At 73.4% G+C, this 15,448-nt stretch carries 13 protein-coding genes and 3 pseudogenes; 10 read left to right on the top strand and 6 right to left on the bottom strand.

The window, feature by feature from the left end; translation table 11 throughout:
• Positions 1–42: 42 nt before the first annotated feature.
• Positions 43–768, bottom strand: a complete 726-nt coding sequence (locus KGD84_RS24050) for a hypothetical protein (RefSeq protein ID WP_220562644.1) — start codon at positions 766–768, stop codon at positions 43–45.
• Positions 765–1,295, bottom strand: coding sequence for a SigE family RNA polymerase sigma factor (locus KGD84_RS24045; RefSeq protein ID WP_220565283.1), 531 nt, complete (start codon positions 1,293–1,295; stop codon positions 765–767). Before KGD84_RS24045 ends, KGD84_RS24050 begins: the two co-directional genes overlap by 4 nt.
• A gap of 280 nt (positions 1,296–1,575) precedes the next feature.
• On the opposite strand from KGD84_RS24045, the gene KGD84_RS24040 reads away from it, so the two are divergent.
• The 8 genes and pseudogenes from KGD84_RS24040 to era all read left to right on the top strand — a co-directional run bounded on the left by KGD84_RS24040 (position 1,576) and on the right by era (position 7,632).
• The gene (locus KGD84_RS24040) at positions 1,576–1,929 is read left to right on the top strand and encodes a histidine triad nucleotide-binding protein (protein ID WP_220562643.1); all 354 of its coding nucleotides are present in this window, start codon (positions 1,576–1,578) and stop codon (positions 1,927–1,929) included.
• A gap of 207 nt (positions 1,930–2,136) precedes the next feature.
• Positions 2,137–2,835: pseudogene (locus KGD84_RS33725) on the top strand (PhoH family protein); the annotation flags it as partial.
• Positions 2,824–3,636: pseudogene (locus tag KGD84_RS24035) on the top strand (LAGLIDADG family homing endonuclease); the annotation flags it as partial. The pseudogenes KGD84_RS33725 and KGD84_RS24035, both read left to right, overlap by 12 nt.
• 279 nt (positions 3,637–3,915) lie before the next feature.
• Positions 3,916–4,335 (top strand): annotated as a pseudogene (locus KGD84_RS24030) (PhoH family protein); the annotation flags it as partial.
• A 115-nt stretch (positions 4,336–4,450) separates the two neighbouring features.
• Positions 4,451–4,939, top strand: coding sequence for an rRNA maturation RNase YbeY (gene ybeY / locus KGD84_RS24025; RefSeq protein ID WP_220562641.1), 489 nt, complete (start codon positions 4,451–4,453; stop codon positions 4,937–4,939).
• Positions 4,939–6,315, top strand: a complete 1,377-nt coding sequence (locus KGD84_RS24020) for a hemolysin family protein (RefSeq protein ID WP_220562640.1) — start codon at positions 4,939–4,941, stop codon at positions 6,313–6,315. Before ybeY ends, KGD84_RS24020 begins: the two co-directional genes overlap by 1 nt.
• Positions 6,312–6,653, top strand: a complete 342-nt coding sequence (locus tag KGD84_RS24015) for a cytidine deaminase (RefSeq protein ID WP_220562639.1) — start codon at positions 6,312–6,314, stop codon at positions 6,651–6,653. The genes KGD84_RS24020 and KGD84_RS24015 overlap by 4 nt, the downstream gene beginning before the upstream one ends.
• A 10-nt stretch (positions 6,654–6,663) precedes the next feature.
• Complete coding sequence (gene era, locus KGD84_RS24010) at positions 6,664–7,632, top strand: GTPase Era (protein WP_220562638.1); 969 nt, start codon at positions 6,664–6,666, stop codon at positions 7,630–7,632.
• A gap of 88 nt (positions 7,633–7,720) precedes the next feature.
• On the opposite strand, the gene KGD84_RS24005 is transcribed toward era, so the two are convergent.
• Positions 7,721–8,503 carry an IclR family transcriptional regulator gene (locus KGD84_RS24005; protein ID WP_260697241.1) on the bottom strand — a complete coding sequence of 261 codons (783 nt, stop codon included), beginning with the start codon at positions 8,501–8,503 and terminating at the stop codon, positions 7,721–7,723.
• A gap of 246 nt (positions 8,504–8,749) precedes the next feature.
• Between KGD84_RS24005 and KGD84_RS24000 the strand changes: the two genes are divergently transcribed.
• Together KGD84_RS24000 and allB are read left to right on the top strand one after the other, a co-directional pair.
• Positions 8,750–10,024 carry a DUF6986 family protein gene (locus KGD84_RS24000; protein ID WP_220562637.1) on the top strand — a complete coding sequence of 425 codons (1,275 nt, stop codon included), beginning with the start codon at positions 8,750–8,752 and terminating at the stop codon, positions 10,022–10,024.
• 117 nt (positions 10,025–10,141) lie between these two features.
• A complete protein-coding gene (gene allB / locus KGD84_RS23995; protein WP_220562636.1) occupies positions 10,142–11,491 on the top strand; it encodes an allantoinase AllB in 1,350 nt (449 codons plus the stop codon).
• 116 nt (positions 11,492–11,607) lie between these two features.
• Here allB and alc read toward each other — a convergent pair whose 3' ends face one another.
• From alc to KGD84_RS23980, 3 genes are all read right to left on the bottom strand, one after another.
• The gene (gene alc, locus KGD84_RS23990; RefSeq protein WP_220562635.1) at positions 11,608–12,735 is read right to left on the bottom strand and encodes an allantoicase; all 1,128 of its coding nucleotides are present in this window, start codon (positions 12,733–12,735) and stop codon (positions 11,608–11,610) included.
• A gap of 90 nt (positions 12,736–12,825) precedes the next feature.
• Positions 12,826–13,752, bottom strand: coding sequence for a LysR family transcriptional regulator (locus tag KGD84_RS23985; protein ID WP_220562634.1), 927 nt, complete (start codon positions 13,750–13,752; stop codon positions 12,826–12,828).
• Positions 13,753–13,849: 97 nt separating this feature from the next.
• On the bottom strand, positions 13,850–15,340 hold the full coding sequence (locus tag KGD84_RS23980; RefSeq protein WP_220562633.1) for a nucleobase:cation symporter-2 family protein: 1,491 nt from the start codon (positions 15,338–15,340) through the stop codon (positions 13,850–13,852).
• Between the last annotated feature and the right edge of the window lie 108 nt (positions 15,341–15,448).

Below are 15,448 nucleotides of genomic sequence, written 5' to 3'. Positions count from 1 at the left end.
CCGGAATCAGACCCGGGAGGCCCCCTTCTCCACGTCCACGCGCTACTCCGTGGCGGACGCGCCCGACGAGGACTGCTGCTCGGTCCCCTCGGTGCCGGTGGAACCGCCGCCGGTACCGCCGGTGCCACCGGTGTCGCCGCCGGAACCACCACCGGTGCCGCTACCGGGCTCCTCACCGCCGGTGCCGCCACCGGGCTCGCCGGTGCCGCCGGAGGAGGGCTCCTCGGAGGGGGCGCACTCCTCGTCCTTCTGCCCGCCCGTGTCCTCCTCCTTCTCCTCGTCGTCGGCCGACGCGGTCGGGGGGACCGACGGGCAGGTCGAGGTCGCGGTGGGGCCGCCGCCGTCCTCCCCGCCCTCGGCGGGCGCGCTCGGCTCGGTCGAGGGCTCGGGGGAGGGCTCCGGCGCGGAGGTCTGCGGCTCCGGCGCGGGGGCCTCCTCCTCCAGGGTGGGCGCGGCCACCCCGCCGCCGTCCTGCTCCGGCGGGGTGCCGAACCTGTCGGCGCCCGCGGGCACCATCTCCAGCACCTGCTCGCGCACCTGGGGCGTGGACATGGCCACCGAGGCGGCGATGAGCACGGCACCGGCCACGGCCAGCGCCGGACGCAGCCACGGGAGCCCGAACCAGGCGCCGCCGCGGCGGGCGGCGGTCCGCTCGCGGATGAGGTTCAGGGCCTCGGGCGAGTGCACGACGGTGTCGGCCTCCGCCTTCAGCGCCTGCCGCAGTAGGGCTTCGAAGTCGTCGTTCGCGGGATCTGTAGGGCTGCTCATGTCGTCTGCTCCAGAACAGAGCGGAGCGCGGAGATGCCACGGGATGTGTGGCTCTTCACCGCACCCCGGCTGATCCCCATGGCGTCCGCGATCTGAGCCTCGGACAGGTCGCCGTAGTACCGGAGCACGATGGCCTCTCGCTGACGGGTGGGAAGTTTGCGCAGGGCACGGATCACGGCCTCGCGCTCCAGCAGGTTCAGTGCGCCGTGTTCGGCGCTGGGGGCGTCGGGCAGGGCCTTGGGAGCGTGCTTCTCCACGACCGCACGGTGACGCAGCACGGACCGGGCCTTGTTCACCACCGCCTGGCGGAGATAGGACAGGGCCTTGTTGGGGTCGCGCAGGCGCCGCCACGCGCCGTGCATGGCCACGAACGAGTCCTGCACGACCTCTTCGGCCGTCGCGTGGTCCCGGACCAGCAGGGCGGCGAGACGGACGAGCGGACGGTAGTGCTCCCGGTAGAGCTCCGTCACGGCATGGTCCGCGTCCCACTCCACGGCCAGGGGCGCCGTGGTGGCTCCGGCCACCATGGTTTCTGTCGTCACATCAGTTCGACGCACACCCTTGTCGCGGGGTTTACGAAAGGGCATACCTCTTCTTTTCCAGGTAGGGGCGCGATTCAACCCGAACACGCCCGAACGGGGCCGAGATGGACGGTGCTCGAGCCGCCGACGCGCACGGGAGGGAAGCCTATCGCGCTTCCGGCGGGCCGCGGCGGGAACCGTCCCTTTCCGGGTGGAACGGACGCGTGCGGCCCCCGGGCCCGGCCTGCGGCATCATGGTGCGGACCCGATGCGACGGAGGTTGCCGATGACCACACAGGACGACTGCCTGTTCTGCAAGATCGTGCGGGGGGAGGTGCCCGCCGAGATCGTCCGGGAGGGGGAGCGGACCATCGCGTTCCGCGACATCAACCCCCAGGCGCCCACCCACGTCCTGGTCATTCCGCGCGAGCACTACGCCGACGCCGGGGCCGCGGCCGAGACCGACACCGGACTGCTGGACGCGATCGTGCGGGAGGCCCGCGCGGTCGCCGAGGACGAGGGCGTCGCCGAGAGCGGCTACCGGCTGGTGTTCAACACCGGCAGCGGCGCGGGGCAGACCGTCTTCCACCTCCACGGGCACCTCCTGGGCGGGCGCGGCCTCAACTGGCCCCCGGGATGACCCGCGAATAACCGATCGAGCGGGTGCGGGGTGCCTTGCTAGACTCGTGGCCGTGGGCCTGAGGAGGCTGAGGGGGTTCGCCGACCCCCGGCCCGGGGCCCCGCCGGCGCCGCAGCGCAAGCGGCCCGGACCGTCACATGAGGCGCCCCACCCGCCGTCGGGACGCCCGACCCCGAAGGGCAGGGACAGCGGCCGCAAGGCCACACCATGGCCGAGACAACGCACACGCATCCGCGACGGGACGCCCAGGTCAAGGTCGTGGTGCCCGACGAGCACACGATGATCAACCTGCTCGGCTCGGGGGACGAACTCCTCAGAGCCTTGGAGCGGGCCTTCGAGAGCGACATCCACGTCCGCGGCAACGAGTTCACCATCAGCGGCTCCCCGGAGGAGACCGCCGTCGTCGTCCGCCTGATCGAAGAGCTCATCGAGCTGGCCAAGAGCGGCACCCACGTCACCCCGGACACCATCGAGCGCATGGTCCACATGCTGCGCTCACCGGGGACCGAGCGCCCGGCGGACGTCCTCACCACCAACATCCTGTCCAACCGCGGCAAGACCATCCGCCCCAAGACGGTCAACCAGAAGCGCTACGTCGACACCATCGACCGGCACACCGTCGTCTTCGGGATCGGCCCGGCGGGTACCGGCAAGACGTACCTGGCGATGGCCAAGGCGGTCAAGGCGCTGCAGGACAAAGAGGTCAACCGGATCATCCTCACCCGCCCGGCGGTCGAGGCCGGCGAGCGCCTGGGCTTCCTGCCCGGCACCCTCTACGACAAGATCGACCCCTACCTGCGGCCGCTCTACGACGCCCTGCACGACATGCTCGACCCGGACTCCATCCCCAAGCTGATGGCCGCCGGCACCATCGAGGTCGCCCCCCTGGCGTACATGCGCGGCAGGGCGCAGCCCGTGGACACGCCCGTGCTCACCCCGGACGGCTACCGGCCGATCGGCGAGCTGGAGGTCGGCGACCTGGTCGTCGGCTCCGACGGCAGGCCCACCCCGGTGCTGGGGGTGTACCCGCAGGGGGAGAAGGCGATCTACCGCTTCTCCGCCCAGGACGGGTCGTCCACCCTGTGCTCCGAGGACCACCTGTGGACGGTCCGCACGCGCGATGACGCCCGCCGCGGCAGGCCGCCGCGGGTGCTCACCGCCAAGGAGATCGCCCAGAGCGGCCTGCGCAGCTCCCACTACCGCAAGTACGAGCTGCCGCTGCTCAGCCGGCCGGTGGAGTTCCCCGAGCGCGAGGTCCCCATGGACCCCTACGCCCTGGGGCTGCTGCTCGGGGACGGCTGCCTGACAGGAAAGACCACGCCGAGCTTCGCCACCCGCGACCCCGAGCTGGTCGAGGCCCTGGGCGCGGCGCTGCCCGGGATCCGGGTGCGCCACAAGTCCGGCGTTGACTACGTCCTCAACCGGGAGAGCGCCCCGGGCGACGTCATCACCATCGCCAACCCGGTGACGGCGGTCATGCGCGAGCTGGGGCTGTGCGGGGCCGACTCCGGGACCAAGTTCGTCCCGGACGACTACCTGTACAACACCGCCGAGGTCCGGCTCTCCCTGCTCCAGGGGCTGCTGGACTCCGACGGCGGGCCGGTCGTGCAGAAGGGCCGCACCTGCCGCGTCCAGTACACCACCGCCTCGCCGCGGCTGGCGGACGCGGTGCGGTTCCTGGTGCGCTCGCTCGGCGGCGTCGTCTACAGCCGGGTCCGCCCGGCCCAGGGCCGGACGCCCGGCCTGGCCCGCGGGCGGGAGGTCTTCCACCGCCAGGACGCGCACATCCTGGACCTGCGGCTGCCGGAGGGCGTGGCCCCGTTCCGGCTGGCCCGCAAGCGGGAGCGCTACGACACCACCGGCGGCGGCCGCCCCATGCGGTTCGTCGACGCCATCGAGCCGGCGGGCACCGCCGAGTGCGTCTGCATCCAGGTGGCGGCGGAGGACTCCCTCTACGTCACCGACGACTTCCTGCTCACGCACAACACGCTGAACGACTCCTTCATCATCCTGGACGAGGCGCAGAACACCTCGCCCGAGCAGATGAAGATGTTCCTGACGCGGCTGGGGTTCGGGTCCAAGATCGTGGTGACCGGCGACGTCACCCAGGTGGACCTGCCCAGCGGGCAGGCCAGCGGGCTGCGCACCATCGAGACGATCCTGCGTGATATCGACGACATCGCGTTCTGCAAGCTGAGCAGCGAGGACGTGGTCCGGCACAAGCTGGTGGGGCAGATCGTCGACGCCTACGGGCGCTACGACGCCGACCGGCAGAACGGCGCCGGGGGCGGTCAGGGCGACCGCCGCGGCGGCCGGGGGCGGGGCCTGTCGCCCCGCCGCGAGGCCCCCGACACCCCGGGCGAGACCGGGACCGGGAGCGCCCACCCACGACAGCGGGCAGACTAAGGGGTGGCAACGGAGCCGGTGGGCGCGCCGCGTGCGCGCTCACCGCTTCCGCTGCCCTAGGGGTGCCCGCCCTGCGGCGCCCGACCGCAACGATCAAGTGAGGCATCCGCAACCGATGAGTATCGACGTCGCCAACGAGTCCGGCGTCACCACCGTGGACGAGGAGCGGCTCTCCCGGCTCGCCCGGTACGTCCTGGACGCCATGCGGGTGCACCCGCTGGCCGAGCTGTCCGTGGTCCTGGTCGACGAGGGCCCGATGGCCGACCTGCACGTGCGCTGGATGGACGAGCCCGGACCGACGGACGTGCTGTCGTTCCCCATGGACGAACTGCGCCCCGGCGGCCCCGGCCGCACCAGCGAGCCCGGCGTCCTCGGTGACGTGATCATCTGCCCGCAGGTGGCCGAGCGCCAGGCCGAGAAGGCCGGGCACAGCACCGAGGCGGAGATCGACCTGCTGTGCACGCACGGCATCCTGCACCTGCTGGGCTACGACCACGCCGAGCCGGACGAGCACAAGGAGATGTTCGGCCTCCAGGGTGAGATCCTCGCCTCCTGGCGGGAGAGCGAGGCCCAGCGGGCCGCGGAGGGGAACGAGACCGCCTGATGAGACCGTCGGTGTGGCCCGATGTCGCCGCCCTGACCACCGGCGACCCCGTCGAATGGATCACGTCGTTCGCCGTCGCCCTGGCGCTCACCGCCGTGGCCGGGTTCCTGGTGGCCGCCGAGGTCGCCGTCACCCGGGTGGCGTCCGTGGGCCTGCCCGAGGGCACCGGCCGGGGCTGGGAGAAGGTGGCCGCCGACCCCACCCGCCACCTGAACGTGCTGCTGTTCCTGCGCGTGGTCTGCGAGGTGTGCGCGGTCATCGCCGCCGCGGTCGGCATGGTCTTCCTGCTGGGACTGGGCTGGCCCGCGCTGGTCCTGACGGCGGTGGCGATGGTCGTGGTGGAGTCGGTGCTGATCGCCGTCACCCCGCGCATCCTGGGCCGCCAGTTCTCCGGGCAGCTGGCCCGCGCCTCCGTGGCGATCGTGTACCCGGTCCAGGTCGTGGTGGGCCCGCTGGCGCAGTTGCTGGTGGGCGCCGGGCGGGCGCTCACCCCGCGCGGCAAGGGCGACCGGGAGGGGCCGTTCAGCACCGAGGTGGAGCTGCGCCAGCTGGTGGACCTGGCCGAGCAGGGGGAGGTCATCGACCCCGAGGAGCGCCAGATGATCCATTCGGTGTTCAAGCTCGACGACACGTCGGTGCGCGAGGTCATGGTGCCCCGCCCCGACATCGTGTTCACCTCGCGGGAGGCCGACGCCGACGCCGTGCTCACCCTGGCGCTGGCCAGCGGGTACTCGCGCATCCCCGTCACCGGGGAGGACGAGGACGACGTGGTCGGCATCGTCTACCTCAAGGACCTGGTGGACCGGCTGCGCGACCGCTGGGCTGCGGCGGCGGGCAACCCCGGCGGGGAGGTGCCGCTGACCGCGGGCGACGTCATGCGCCCGGCCACCTACGTGCCCGACACCAAGCCCATCGACGAGCTGCTGCGCGAGATGCAGAAGCAGCGCAACCACGTCGCGGTGGCCATCGACGAGTACGGCGGCACCGCCGGGCTGGTCACGCTGGAGGACATCGTGGAGGAGATCGTCGGCGAGATCACCGACGAGTACGACCACGAGATCCCCCCGGTGCAGTGGCTGGACGAGGACCGGGTCCGGGTGACGGCGCGGCTGCCGCTGGGCGAGCTGGCCGAGCTGTTCCCGGACGAGGACCTGGACGTCGACGACGTCGAGACGGTCGGCGGCCTGGTGGCGTTCGTGCTGGGGCGGGTCCCGGCGGGCGGGGCCCAGGCGCAATACGCTGGGCTCAGGCTCACCCTGGAGGGGAAGAGCAGCCGCCGCAACCGGATGACGACCGTCCTCGTGGAACGCCTTCCCGGAGAACAGGGTGAGGACGAGCGGGACGGGAACAAGAACACAAGGAGCACGGAACAGTGAGCGACACGACCCTGGGCGCCGAGGACACCAAGCTCGTCACCCTCGCGCGCGCCTCGCGGGCCCGCAACGCCGCGCCCGAGGGCGCCGCGGTGCGCGACGAGACCGGCCGTACCTACGTGGCGACCACGGTGTCGCTGCCCTCGCTGAAGCTCAGCGCGCTCCAGGCGGCCGTGGCCGCGGCGGTCTCCGGTGAGGCGACCGCGCTGGAGGCCGCGGTGGTGGTCACCGCGGAGCCGGAGCTCGACGGGGCCGACCGCGCCGTGCTGGACGACCTCAAGACCGCGACGGTGGTGATCGCCGCCCCCGACGGGGTGCCGGCGGGCATCATCCGCCGCTGAAGAAGGACACATGAACGACCTCGACCTGGAGAAGCTGCGGGTGCCGCTGACGATGCCCTCCTACCCGGAGGGCTTCCGCAGCGGTTTCGCGTGCTTCGTCGGCCGCCCGAACGTGGGCAAGTCCACCCTGATGAACGCCCTGGTCGGCCAGAAGGTGGCGATCACCAGCAACCGGCCGCAGACGACGCGGCGCACGGTGCGCGGGATCGTGCACCGGCCCGACGCGCAGCTGATCATCGTGGACACGCCCGGACTGCACAAGCCGCGCACCCTGCTGGGGGAGCGGTTGGACTCGCTGGTGCGGTCCACGCTGGTCGAGGTGGACGTCATCGCGTTCTGCCTGCCCGCGAACGAGCCGATCGGGCGCGGTGACACCTACATCGCCAAAGAGCTGGCCGAGCAGACGAACACCCCGGTGGTCGCGCTGGTGACCAAGACCGACCTGGCCGACAGGGCGCAGGTGGGCGAGCAGCTGATGGCGGTGGACCGGCTGGGGGAGTGGGCGGACATCGTCCCGGTGTCGGCGCAGGCCTCCTACCAGCTGGAGACCGTCACCGACGTGCTGTGCTCGCACCTGCCGGAGGGGCCGCCGCTGTACCCGGACGGCGACCTCACCGACGAGCCGGACGAGATGCTGGTCGCGGAGCTGATCCGCGAGGCCGCCCTGGAGGGCGTGCGCGACGAGCTGCCGCACTCGATCGCGGTGGTCGTCGACGAGATGGGGGAGCGGGAGAACACCAGGCCCGGCAAGGAGCTGGTGGACATCTACGCCTCGCTGTACGTGGAGCGCCCCAGCCAGAAGGCGATCGTGATCGGCACCAAGGGCTCCCGCCTGCGCGACGTGGGCTCGCGGGCCCGCAAGCAGATCGAGGGCCTGCTCGGGCAGCGGGTGTTCCTGGACCTGCGGGTGCGGGTGGCCAAGGACTGGCAGCGCGACCCCAAGCAGCTGCGCAAGCTGGGCTTCGACCAGCCGACGTAGCAGGGTGTGCGCGAACGGGCCCCGGAGCGACCGCTCCGGGGCCCGTTCGCGTTCCGGGGCCCGCGCCGGGCGCGGGGCCCGGGCGGGCTCAGTCCCGGGGGTTCTGGTTGTTGAGGTCCCCGGCCAGGGTGGCCGCGCACTGCTGGACGATGGGGGCGGCGCGGTTGACGAAGTCCCAGCTCACCCGGGCCTCGGGGCCGGAGATGGACACGGCCATCCCGGAGGGGGCCCCGGTGACGGGGACGGCGACGCACCGCACGCCGATCTCCTGCTCCCCGTCGTCGATGGCGTAGCCGTTGTGGCGGATGGTGTGGAGTTCGGCGATGAACCGTTCGGGGTCGGTGATGGTGCGGTTGGTGGCGGCGGGCATCCCGGTGCGGCGGACGGTGGCCAGTGCCTCCTCGTCGCCGAGCTGGGAGAGCAGTGCCTTGCCGACCCCGGAGGAGTGCGGCAGGACGCGGCGGCCGACCTCGGTGAACATGCGCATGGCGTGCGGCGAGGGCACCTGGGCGACGTAGATGGCCTTGTCGCCGTCGAGCATGGCGAGGTTGGCGGTCTCGCCGAGCTCCTCCACGAGCTGGGCCAGGTGGGGGCGGGCCCAGGTGCCGAGCATCTTGGCGGCCTTGTCGCCCAGGCCGATGAGGCGGGGGCCCAGGGCGTAGCGGCGGGAGGGGAGCTGGCGCACGTACCCGTTGCCGACCAGGGTGCGGATGATCCGGTGGATGGTGGGCAGGGGGAGGCCGGAGGCGTCGGCGAGCTGGCTGAGGGAGGTCTCCCCGCCGGCGTCCGCCATGATCTCCAGCAGCGCGAACGCGCGGTCGAGGGACTGGACCCCGCCGGTGCGCCGGACCGGGTCGTCGGGGCGGGCCAGGTCCGCGCCGGATGTCTGTGAGGCTGCCAAGGCTGGTGCTCCCCTGCTGTGGGCCGCTGCGGTCACCCTCCTTATTTTGCAATACGAAAGAGGGTTTTCGCTCTTGCTTTCCGAGGGAACTCCCGGGACCCGTGGTCCGGGCCGCCCTGAACCCTTGTTCTTCCGGATAGTAGAAGTTAGTATCCGCATATAGGAATTTGCGCGTGCCTCGCAAAGACGCGCCGACCACGGAGGAGGACATCGGACGTGGCCAAGGACACCCCCCGGGACCTTGCTGATCTGGTCGCCGGACTCGACTCCCGGCTCGCCGACGCGGACGCCCGCCTGGGCAGGGAGTACCCGGGTGCGCGCGGCGCCCGGCAGCCGGTGCACAGCGTTTACGTGCCCGCCGACCGTGTCGGCCCGGGCCTGGCCGCCGACTGGGGTGCGCAGGCGCTGGCCTCGCTCGACGAGTACGCCCCCGAACCCGCCGACCTGGCCCGGATCACCGGCCTGGACGAGGCGGCCGTCGCCGACGCCCTGCCCCGCGTGCGCGCCAAGCTCGCCTCCGAGCCCGTCGAGGACCTGCGCGCCGACTTCGAGGACGGCTACGGCGCCCCCGGAGACGAGGCGGAGGACGCCCACACCCGCGCCGTGGCCGAGGCGTTCGCCGCGGACCTGGCCAAGGGGGAGGCCACCCCCTACTTCGGCATCCGGATGAAGGGCATGGAGGCCGCCGGCCGCCACCGCGGTGTGCGCACCCTCGACCTCTTCCTGCGCACCCTCCTGGAGGCGCACGGCTCCCTGCCCGAGGGCCTGGTCCTCACTCTGCCCAAGATCACCTCCGTCGAGCAGGTGGAGGCGATGGCCTGGCTGGCCGGGCGGCTGGAGCGGCGCTACGGCCTGGAGGAGGGGCGGCTGGGCTTCGAGCTGCAGATCGAGACCCCCCAGTCGATCCTGCTCGCCGACGGCACCGTCGCCGTTCCCCGGATGATCGCCGCCGGGGCGGGCCGGGTCACCGCCCTGCACTACGGCACCTACGACTACAGCGCCGCCTGCGGGATCACCGCCGCCCACCAGAGCCTGGCCCACCCGGTGGCCGACCACGCCAAGTCCGTCATGCAGGTGGCCGCCGCCGGGACCGGCGTGTGGCTCTCCGACGGCGGCAGCAACATCCTGCCGGTCGGCACCGCCGAGGAGGTGCACGCCGCCTGGCGGCTGCACGCCGGCCTGGTGTCCCGCTCCCTGGAGCGCGGCTTCTACCAGGGCTGGGACCTGCACCCCCGCCAGCTGCCGATCCGCCACCTGGCCGGATTCGTGTTCTACCGTGAGGCGTTCGCGCCGGCCGCGGCGCGGCTGCGCGCCTACCTGGGATCGGTGGAGGGCGGCAACGTCGCCGACGAGCCCGCCACCGCCCAGGCGCTGGCCTCGGTGCTGGCCCAGGGGCTGCGCTGCGGTGCCCTGGACGGCGGGGAGGTCGCCGAGGCGACCGGCACCGACGCCGACACCCTCCTGGCCCTGGCCACCCGCCGGGTGGGCTGACCGGGTCCGGCGCCCCGGCACGGAACGGGCGCCGGACCGGGCCGCCCCGTGCGGCCGTTGTCGGGACGCCCGGACCCCCGAGGGGGTCCGGGCGTCCCCGTGAAGGAAAGGTAGGAGATGGACCGTCTCGATCTGGTCGTCCGCGCCGAGCGGGCCCTCACCCCGCGGGGGGAGCGCCCGGTGACCCTCGGGGTGCGCGACGGAACGGTGGTCGAGGTCCTGGACGGCGCGGACGCGCCGCTGACCGGGGCGCGCGAGCTGCGCGCCGCCGCCGACGAGGTGCTGCTGCCCGGGCTGGTGGACAGCCACGTGCACGTCAACGAACCCGGCCGCACCGAGTGGGAGGGCTTCGCCTCCGCCACCCGGGCCGCCGCCCTGGGCGGGGTGACCACCCTGGTGGACATGCCCCTCAACAGCGTCCCGCCCACGACCACCGTCGCCGGGCTGGACGCCAAGCGGGCGGCCGCCGACGGCGTCCTGGCGGTGGACGTCGGCTTCTGGGGCGGCGCGGTCCCGGAGAACAGCCGTCCCGGCGGGACCGGGGAGCTGGCCGCGCTGTGGGAGCGCGGGGTCTTCGGGTTCAAGTCGTTCCTGTCGCCCTCGGGGGTCGACGAGTTCGGTCACCTGTCCGCCGCCGAGCTGGCCACCGCCGCCGAGGCGATCGCCGCGTTCGACGGGCTGCTCATCGTGCACGCCGAGGACCCCGACGTGCTGGCCGCGGCCCCGGTCGCCGCCGGGCGCGACTACGCCGCCTTCCTGGCCTCGCGGCCCGACGACGCCGAGACCCGGGCGATCTCCCTGGTGATCGAGACGGCCCGGCGCACCGGCGTGCGGGCGCACATCCTGCACCTGTCCAGCGCCGCGGCGCTGCCGCTCATCGCGCGGGCCCGGGAGGAGGGCGTCCGCCTCACGGTGGAGACCTGCCCGCACTACCTGACCCTGGCCGCCGAGGCCGTCCCGGCCGGCGCCACCGGGTACAAGTGCTGTCCCCCGATCCGCGGGGAGGGCAACCGCGACCTGCTGTGGCGGGCGCTGCGCGAGGGCCTGATCGACTGTGTGGTCAGTGACCACTCGCCGAGCACCCCCGACCTCAAGGACCTGGACACCGGTGACTTCGGCACCGCCTGGGGCGGGATCTCCGGTCTCCAGGTGGGGCTGCCCGCGATGTGGACCGAGGCGAGGCGGCGCGGTGTCCCGCTGGCCGAGGTGGTGGCCTGGATGTCGGCCGCCCCCGCCCGGGTGGCCGGGGTGTCCGGCAAGGGCGCGATCGCCGCCGGGACCGACGCCGACCTGGTGTTCTTCGCCCCGGAGGAAGAGGTGCGGGTGGACGCCCGGGAGCTGGCCCACCGCAACCCGGTCAGCGCCTACGACGGCGCGGTGCTCACCGGCCGGGTCCGGCGCACCCTGCTGCGCGGGGCCGAGGTCACCGGGGACTCCACGGCGGGGCGGATGATCGAGCGCTCCTGAGACGACGGGGGAGGGCGGCGCACCCGTGCGGGTGCGCCGCCCTCCGTCCTCTCCCCGTGCCGGCGGAGGGGAGGGGGCCGGCGGCCGACCGCCGAACACCGGCCCCCGGCTCTCGGTCAGGCGCGGGTCCGTGCCCACCGGCGCTCCAGGCCGGCGGTCCCGGCCTCGGTCAGGGATCCGTACACGTGCAGGCGGGCGAGGCCGCCGTCGGGGAAGACGTCGGTCCGCACGTGCGTGGCGGTCACCGGCGCCGGGAGCACGAACCGGTGGATGCCGTCCGGCTCCAGCCGGGTGCGGCCCAGGATCTCGAACCACGCCTCGGGGTCGTCCCCCTCCGCGTCGCGGCCCAGCACCGTCACCCACCCGGCGGAGTTGCCCTTGAGGTAGGAGGTGTCCAGGACCAGGGCGCGGATCTCGCCCTGGGCGGCCAGCCGGAAGCGCACCCAGTCGTGGCCGTCGTCGCGGCGCCGCCGGTTCTCCCAGCCGTCGTCCATCTTCTGGGAGCGGCCCGGCGCGATGATGTTCTCGGGGGAGGAGTAGAACCGGTCCGAGGCGTCCTCCACCGCGCCGCCGTTGAGCAGCGCGACCAGGTCGAAGGAGCCCAGGGCGGCCAGCCAGGCCGGGTCGGCGACCGGCTCGCCGTACACGCGCAGGCGGGCGATGCCGCCGTCGGGGAACTGCTTGACCCGCAGGTGGGTCCAGCGGTGCCCGTCGGCCACCTCGAACCCGTTGGCGGCGTGCCCGTACACGGGGGTGCGCGCCACCAGTTCGGTCCACTCGGCCTTGAGCAGCTCGTCGGTGGTGGGGGTGCCCTCCACGTGGGCGGCCTCCACGCTCACCTCGGTGGGGTGGTTGCCGCGGAAGTGCGCGGTGTCCACGACCACGCCGCGGACCACGCCGGGCAGGGCCAGGCGGACCAGCGCCCAGTCGTGGTCGTCGGCCGAGGGGTGGGGGCTGTCGGCGGCCGGGCCGCGGCGGCGCCGGGTCTCCCAGCCGTCCATGACCTTGCCCTTGTGCCCGAAGGCGTGGGGGTCGAACTCGGCGGGTTCGGGCCGCAGCATGTTCTCGCGGTGGGCGAAGAACTCGTCGTTGGCGGCGACCACGGCGCCCCCGAGCCTGCGGTCCGCGAGGTCCACCAGGCCGCCGAGGTCGAGGTCGGTGGGCCGGTAGTCGGCGTAGGGGTCGCCGCCGGAGTAGGGGCGTGCGTTGTAGGCGCGCGGATCGAAGTCGGGGGTGGTGCTCATGGTCCTCCTGCCGAGCGAGGGATCTTTCGGACATCCTCAGATTGGCAGGAGGAAACGGTCATTTCCAGCGAAACTTTCCGATCACCGTGTTCAGTCGAACTGAACATTCGCGGTGGCGAGGGCGGCCGCGCGGTCCACCAGGGCCCGCAGCGCCACCGCGATCTGCGGCCGCTCCCGCGACCCGGCGCGCACCGCCCACACCACGTGCCGCCGCGGCCGGTCCTCGTGCAGCACCCGCAGGGCCACCCCGGGGCTGTCCCCGGCCGCCGCCAGCCGCGGCACCAGCGCCACCCCGAGCCCGGCGGCGACCATGTCGAGGATGGCCCGCCAGTCCGAGGCCACGTGCGCCTGCTCCGGGGCGAAGCCGGCCTGGGCGCAGGCCGCCACCGTGATGTCCCGCCACGGGCCGTCGGCGCCGTAGATCCACGGCTCCCCGGCCAGCTCGCGCAGGCGCAGCGCGGGGGCCCCGGCCAGCCGGTGCCGGGCGGGCAGGGCCGCGTCCATGGGGTCGGTGAGCAGGCCGGCGCGCTCGAAGCGGTCGTCGCGCCCGGTCGGGGCCTGCGCGGCCAGCGACAGGCCGATGTCGATCTCCCCCGCGGCCAGCAGGTCGTACACCTCCGACGCCTCGGCCTGGTGCACCCGCACCGCCAGCCCCGGGTGGGCGTCGCGCACCGCGCTCAGCGCGGGCACCACCAGCCCGGGCACGGCCGTGGCGAACGCGCCCACCCGCACCGTCCCGGCCCCGCCGCGGGCGAACCCGTCCAGCTCGGCCTCGGCCCGCTCCAGCTGGGCCAGCACGATGTCGGTGTGGCGCAGCAGCACCCGGGCGGCGTCGGTGAGCCGCACCCGGCGCCCGTGCGGCTCCAGCAGCTCCACCCCCACCTGGCGGGACAGGGCGGACAGCTGCTGGGAGACGGCGGAGGGGGTGGTGGACAGGGCCTCGGCGGTGGCGCGCACCGTCCCGACCCGGTCGAGGGTGCGCAGCACGCGCAGCTTGCGCAGGTCCCAGTCGGTCATGGTCACAGGCATACCATTCGGCTCCGGTGAACGGGAAAGGGAACGGGGGCGGGTGCGCCCCGATGGCACGCACCCGCCCCCGCCGTGGGGGACCGGCTCAGATCCGGTCGGGGTCCTCCTCGCGGTAGGCGGCCCCCGCCTGGTCGGTGTACTTGGCCTCGCCCGGGCCGGCCGAGCCGATCTCCCGGGTGTCGATCGCGGCCGGCTCCGCCCGGTCGCCGCCGCCGATCACGTTGAAGCAGATGTTCAGCAGGATCGCCGACACCGCGGCGCCGATGATCCCGGAGTGGGCGATCATCTCCACGGACGGGGGCAGGAAGGAGTAGAACGTCGGGTAGGCGAGCGGGATGACCGCCACCCCGACCGACGCGGCCACCAGCACCAGGTTGAGGTTGCGGGTGAAGTCCACCTTGGCCAGCGTCTTGACGCCGCTGGCGGCCACGCTGCCGAACAGCACCAGGCCGGCCCCGCCCAGGACCGGGGCGGGCAGGGCGGCCATCACGCCGCCCAGGATCGGGAACATCCCCAGGAGGATGAGGATGCCCGCGCCCACCGCCACCACGTAGCGGCTGCGGATCCCGGTGAGCGCCAGCAGCCCGATGTTCTGGGCGAACGAGCTGGTCGGGGTGGAGTTGAAGATCGGGCCGATGATCGACCCGCTCACGTCGGCGCGCAGGCCAGCCGAGATGCGCCGGGCGTCCACCTTCGTCCCGGTGATCTCGCCGACGGCGATGATGTGCGAGGCGCCCTCGGTGAGGACCACCAGCATGATCACGCACATCGTGGCGATCGCGGCGGGCTGGAACTGCGGGGCGCCGAAGTAGAACACCGAGGTCGGGTTGAACACGATGTCGGCCTCGCCGACCCGGCTGAAGTCGGCCATGCCCAGGGGCAGCGCCACCAGGGTGCCCACCACCATGCCGAGCAGGATGGACAGCCGCCCCCAGATCCCGGGCAGCACCCGGGAGCCCAGGAGGATGACGGCGAGCGTGACCCCGGCCAGGGCCAGGTTGGCCAGGGGCGCGGCCGGGACCGACGCGCCGTCCGCGCCGGTGTGGACGCCGCCGTCCATGATCCACCGGGCGGCCACCGGCATCAGGCTGACCCCGATGACGGTGATGATCGTGCCGGTGACGATCGGCGGGAAGAAGCGGATGAGCTGCCCGAAGAACGGGGTCAGGCACAGGGCGAAGACGCCGGCGGCCAGGGAGGCGCCGAACGCCACCGGCAGGTTCTCGCCGTTCTCGCCCGCGGCCAGGGTGGTGACGGCGCTGACGGGGACGAAGGAGGCGGCGACCACGATCGGCATCTGGGCGCCGATCCGGCGGTGGCCGACGGTCTGGATGAGGGTGGCGATCCCGGCCACCAGCAGCGCGCCGCTGACGAGTATCCCCATGGAGGCGGGGTCGTTCGCGAGTCCGGCGGCGGCGCCGATGACCAGGGCCGGCGCGACCGCGCCGGCGTACATGGTGAGGATGTGCTGGATCCCGTAGACGAGCAGCAGCCGGGGCGGCAGCTTCTCGTCCTCGGGGCGCGGGGCGGGGGCGTTCGTTGTGGCCGAGTCCTTCGCGGACGGACTGTTCGACATGGCCAGTTTCCAGCCTTTGTTCAGGTGACCACGGGGGGTGGTCGGTCTCTCGGGCGCGTGCGCCCGACGAATCGCGCCGCCTGCGGCCCGTGCCGGGGCACGGCGGAG

This window comes from Nocardiopsis changdeensis (assembly GCF_018316655.1).
GTDB classification, from domain to species: domain Bacteria; phylum Actinomycetota; class Actinomycetes; order Streptosporangiales; family Streptosporangiaceae; genus Nocardiopsis; species Nocardiopsis changdeensis.
The sequence above is the reverse complement of the archived record's forward strand: the minus strand, read 5'-3'. Positions and strand labels throughout refer to the sequence as shown.

Excerpts from the sequence above, each read along its gene's own strand:
- KGD84_RS24050 (WP_220562644.1), bottom strand. The coding sequence starts at position 768 with ATGAGCAGCCCTACAGATCCCGCGAACGACGACTTCGAAGCCCTACTG.
- KGD84_RS24045 (WP_220565283.1), bottom strand. The coding sequence starts at position 1,295 with ATGGTGGCCGGAGCCACCACGGCGCCCCTGGCCGTGGAGTGGGACGCG.
- KGD84_RS24040 (WP_220562643.1), top strand. The coding sequence starts at position 1,576 with ATGACCACACAGGACGACTGCCTGTTCTGCAAGATCGTGCGGGGGGAG.
- ybeY (WP_220562641.1), top strand. The coding sequence starts at position 4,451 with ATGAGTATCGACGTCGCCAACGAGTCCGGCGTCACCACCGTGGACGAG.
- KGD84_RS24020 (WP_220562640.1), top strand. The coding sequence starts at position 4,939 with ATGAGACCGTCGGTGTGGCCCGATGTCGCCGCCCTGACCACCGGCGAC.
- era (WP_220562638.1), top strand. The coding sequence starts at position 6,664 with ATGAACGACCTCGACCTGGAGAAGCTGCGGGTGCCGCTGACGATGCCC.
- allB (WP_220562636.1), top strand. The coding sequence starts at position 10,142 with ATGGACCGTCTCGATCTGGTCGTCCGCGCCGAGCGGGCCCTCACCCCG.
- alc (WP_220562635.1), bottom strand. The coding sequence starts at position 12,735 with ATGAGCACCACCCCCGACTTCGATCCGCGCGCCTACAACGCACGCCCC.
- KGD84_RS23985 (WP_220562634.1), bottom strand. The coding sequence starts at position 13,752 with ATGACCGACTGGGACCTGCGCAAGCTGCGCGTGCTGCGCACCCTCGAC.
- KGD84_RS23980 (WP_220562633.1), bottom strand. The coding sequence starts at position 15,340 with ATGTCGAACAGTCCGTCCGCGAAGGACTCGGCCACAACGAACGCCCCC.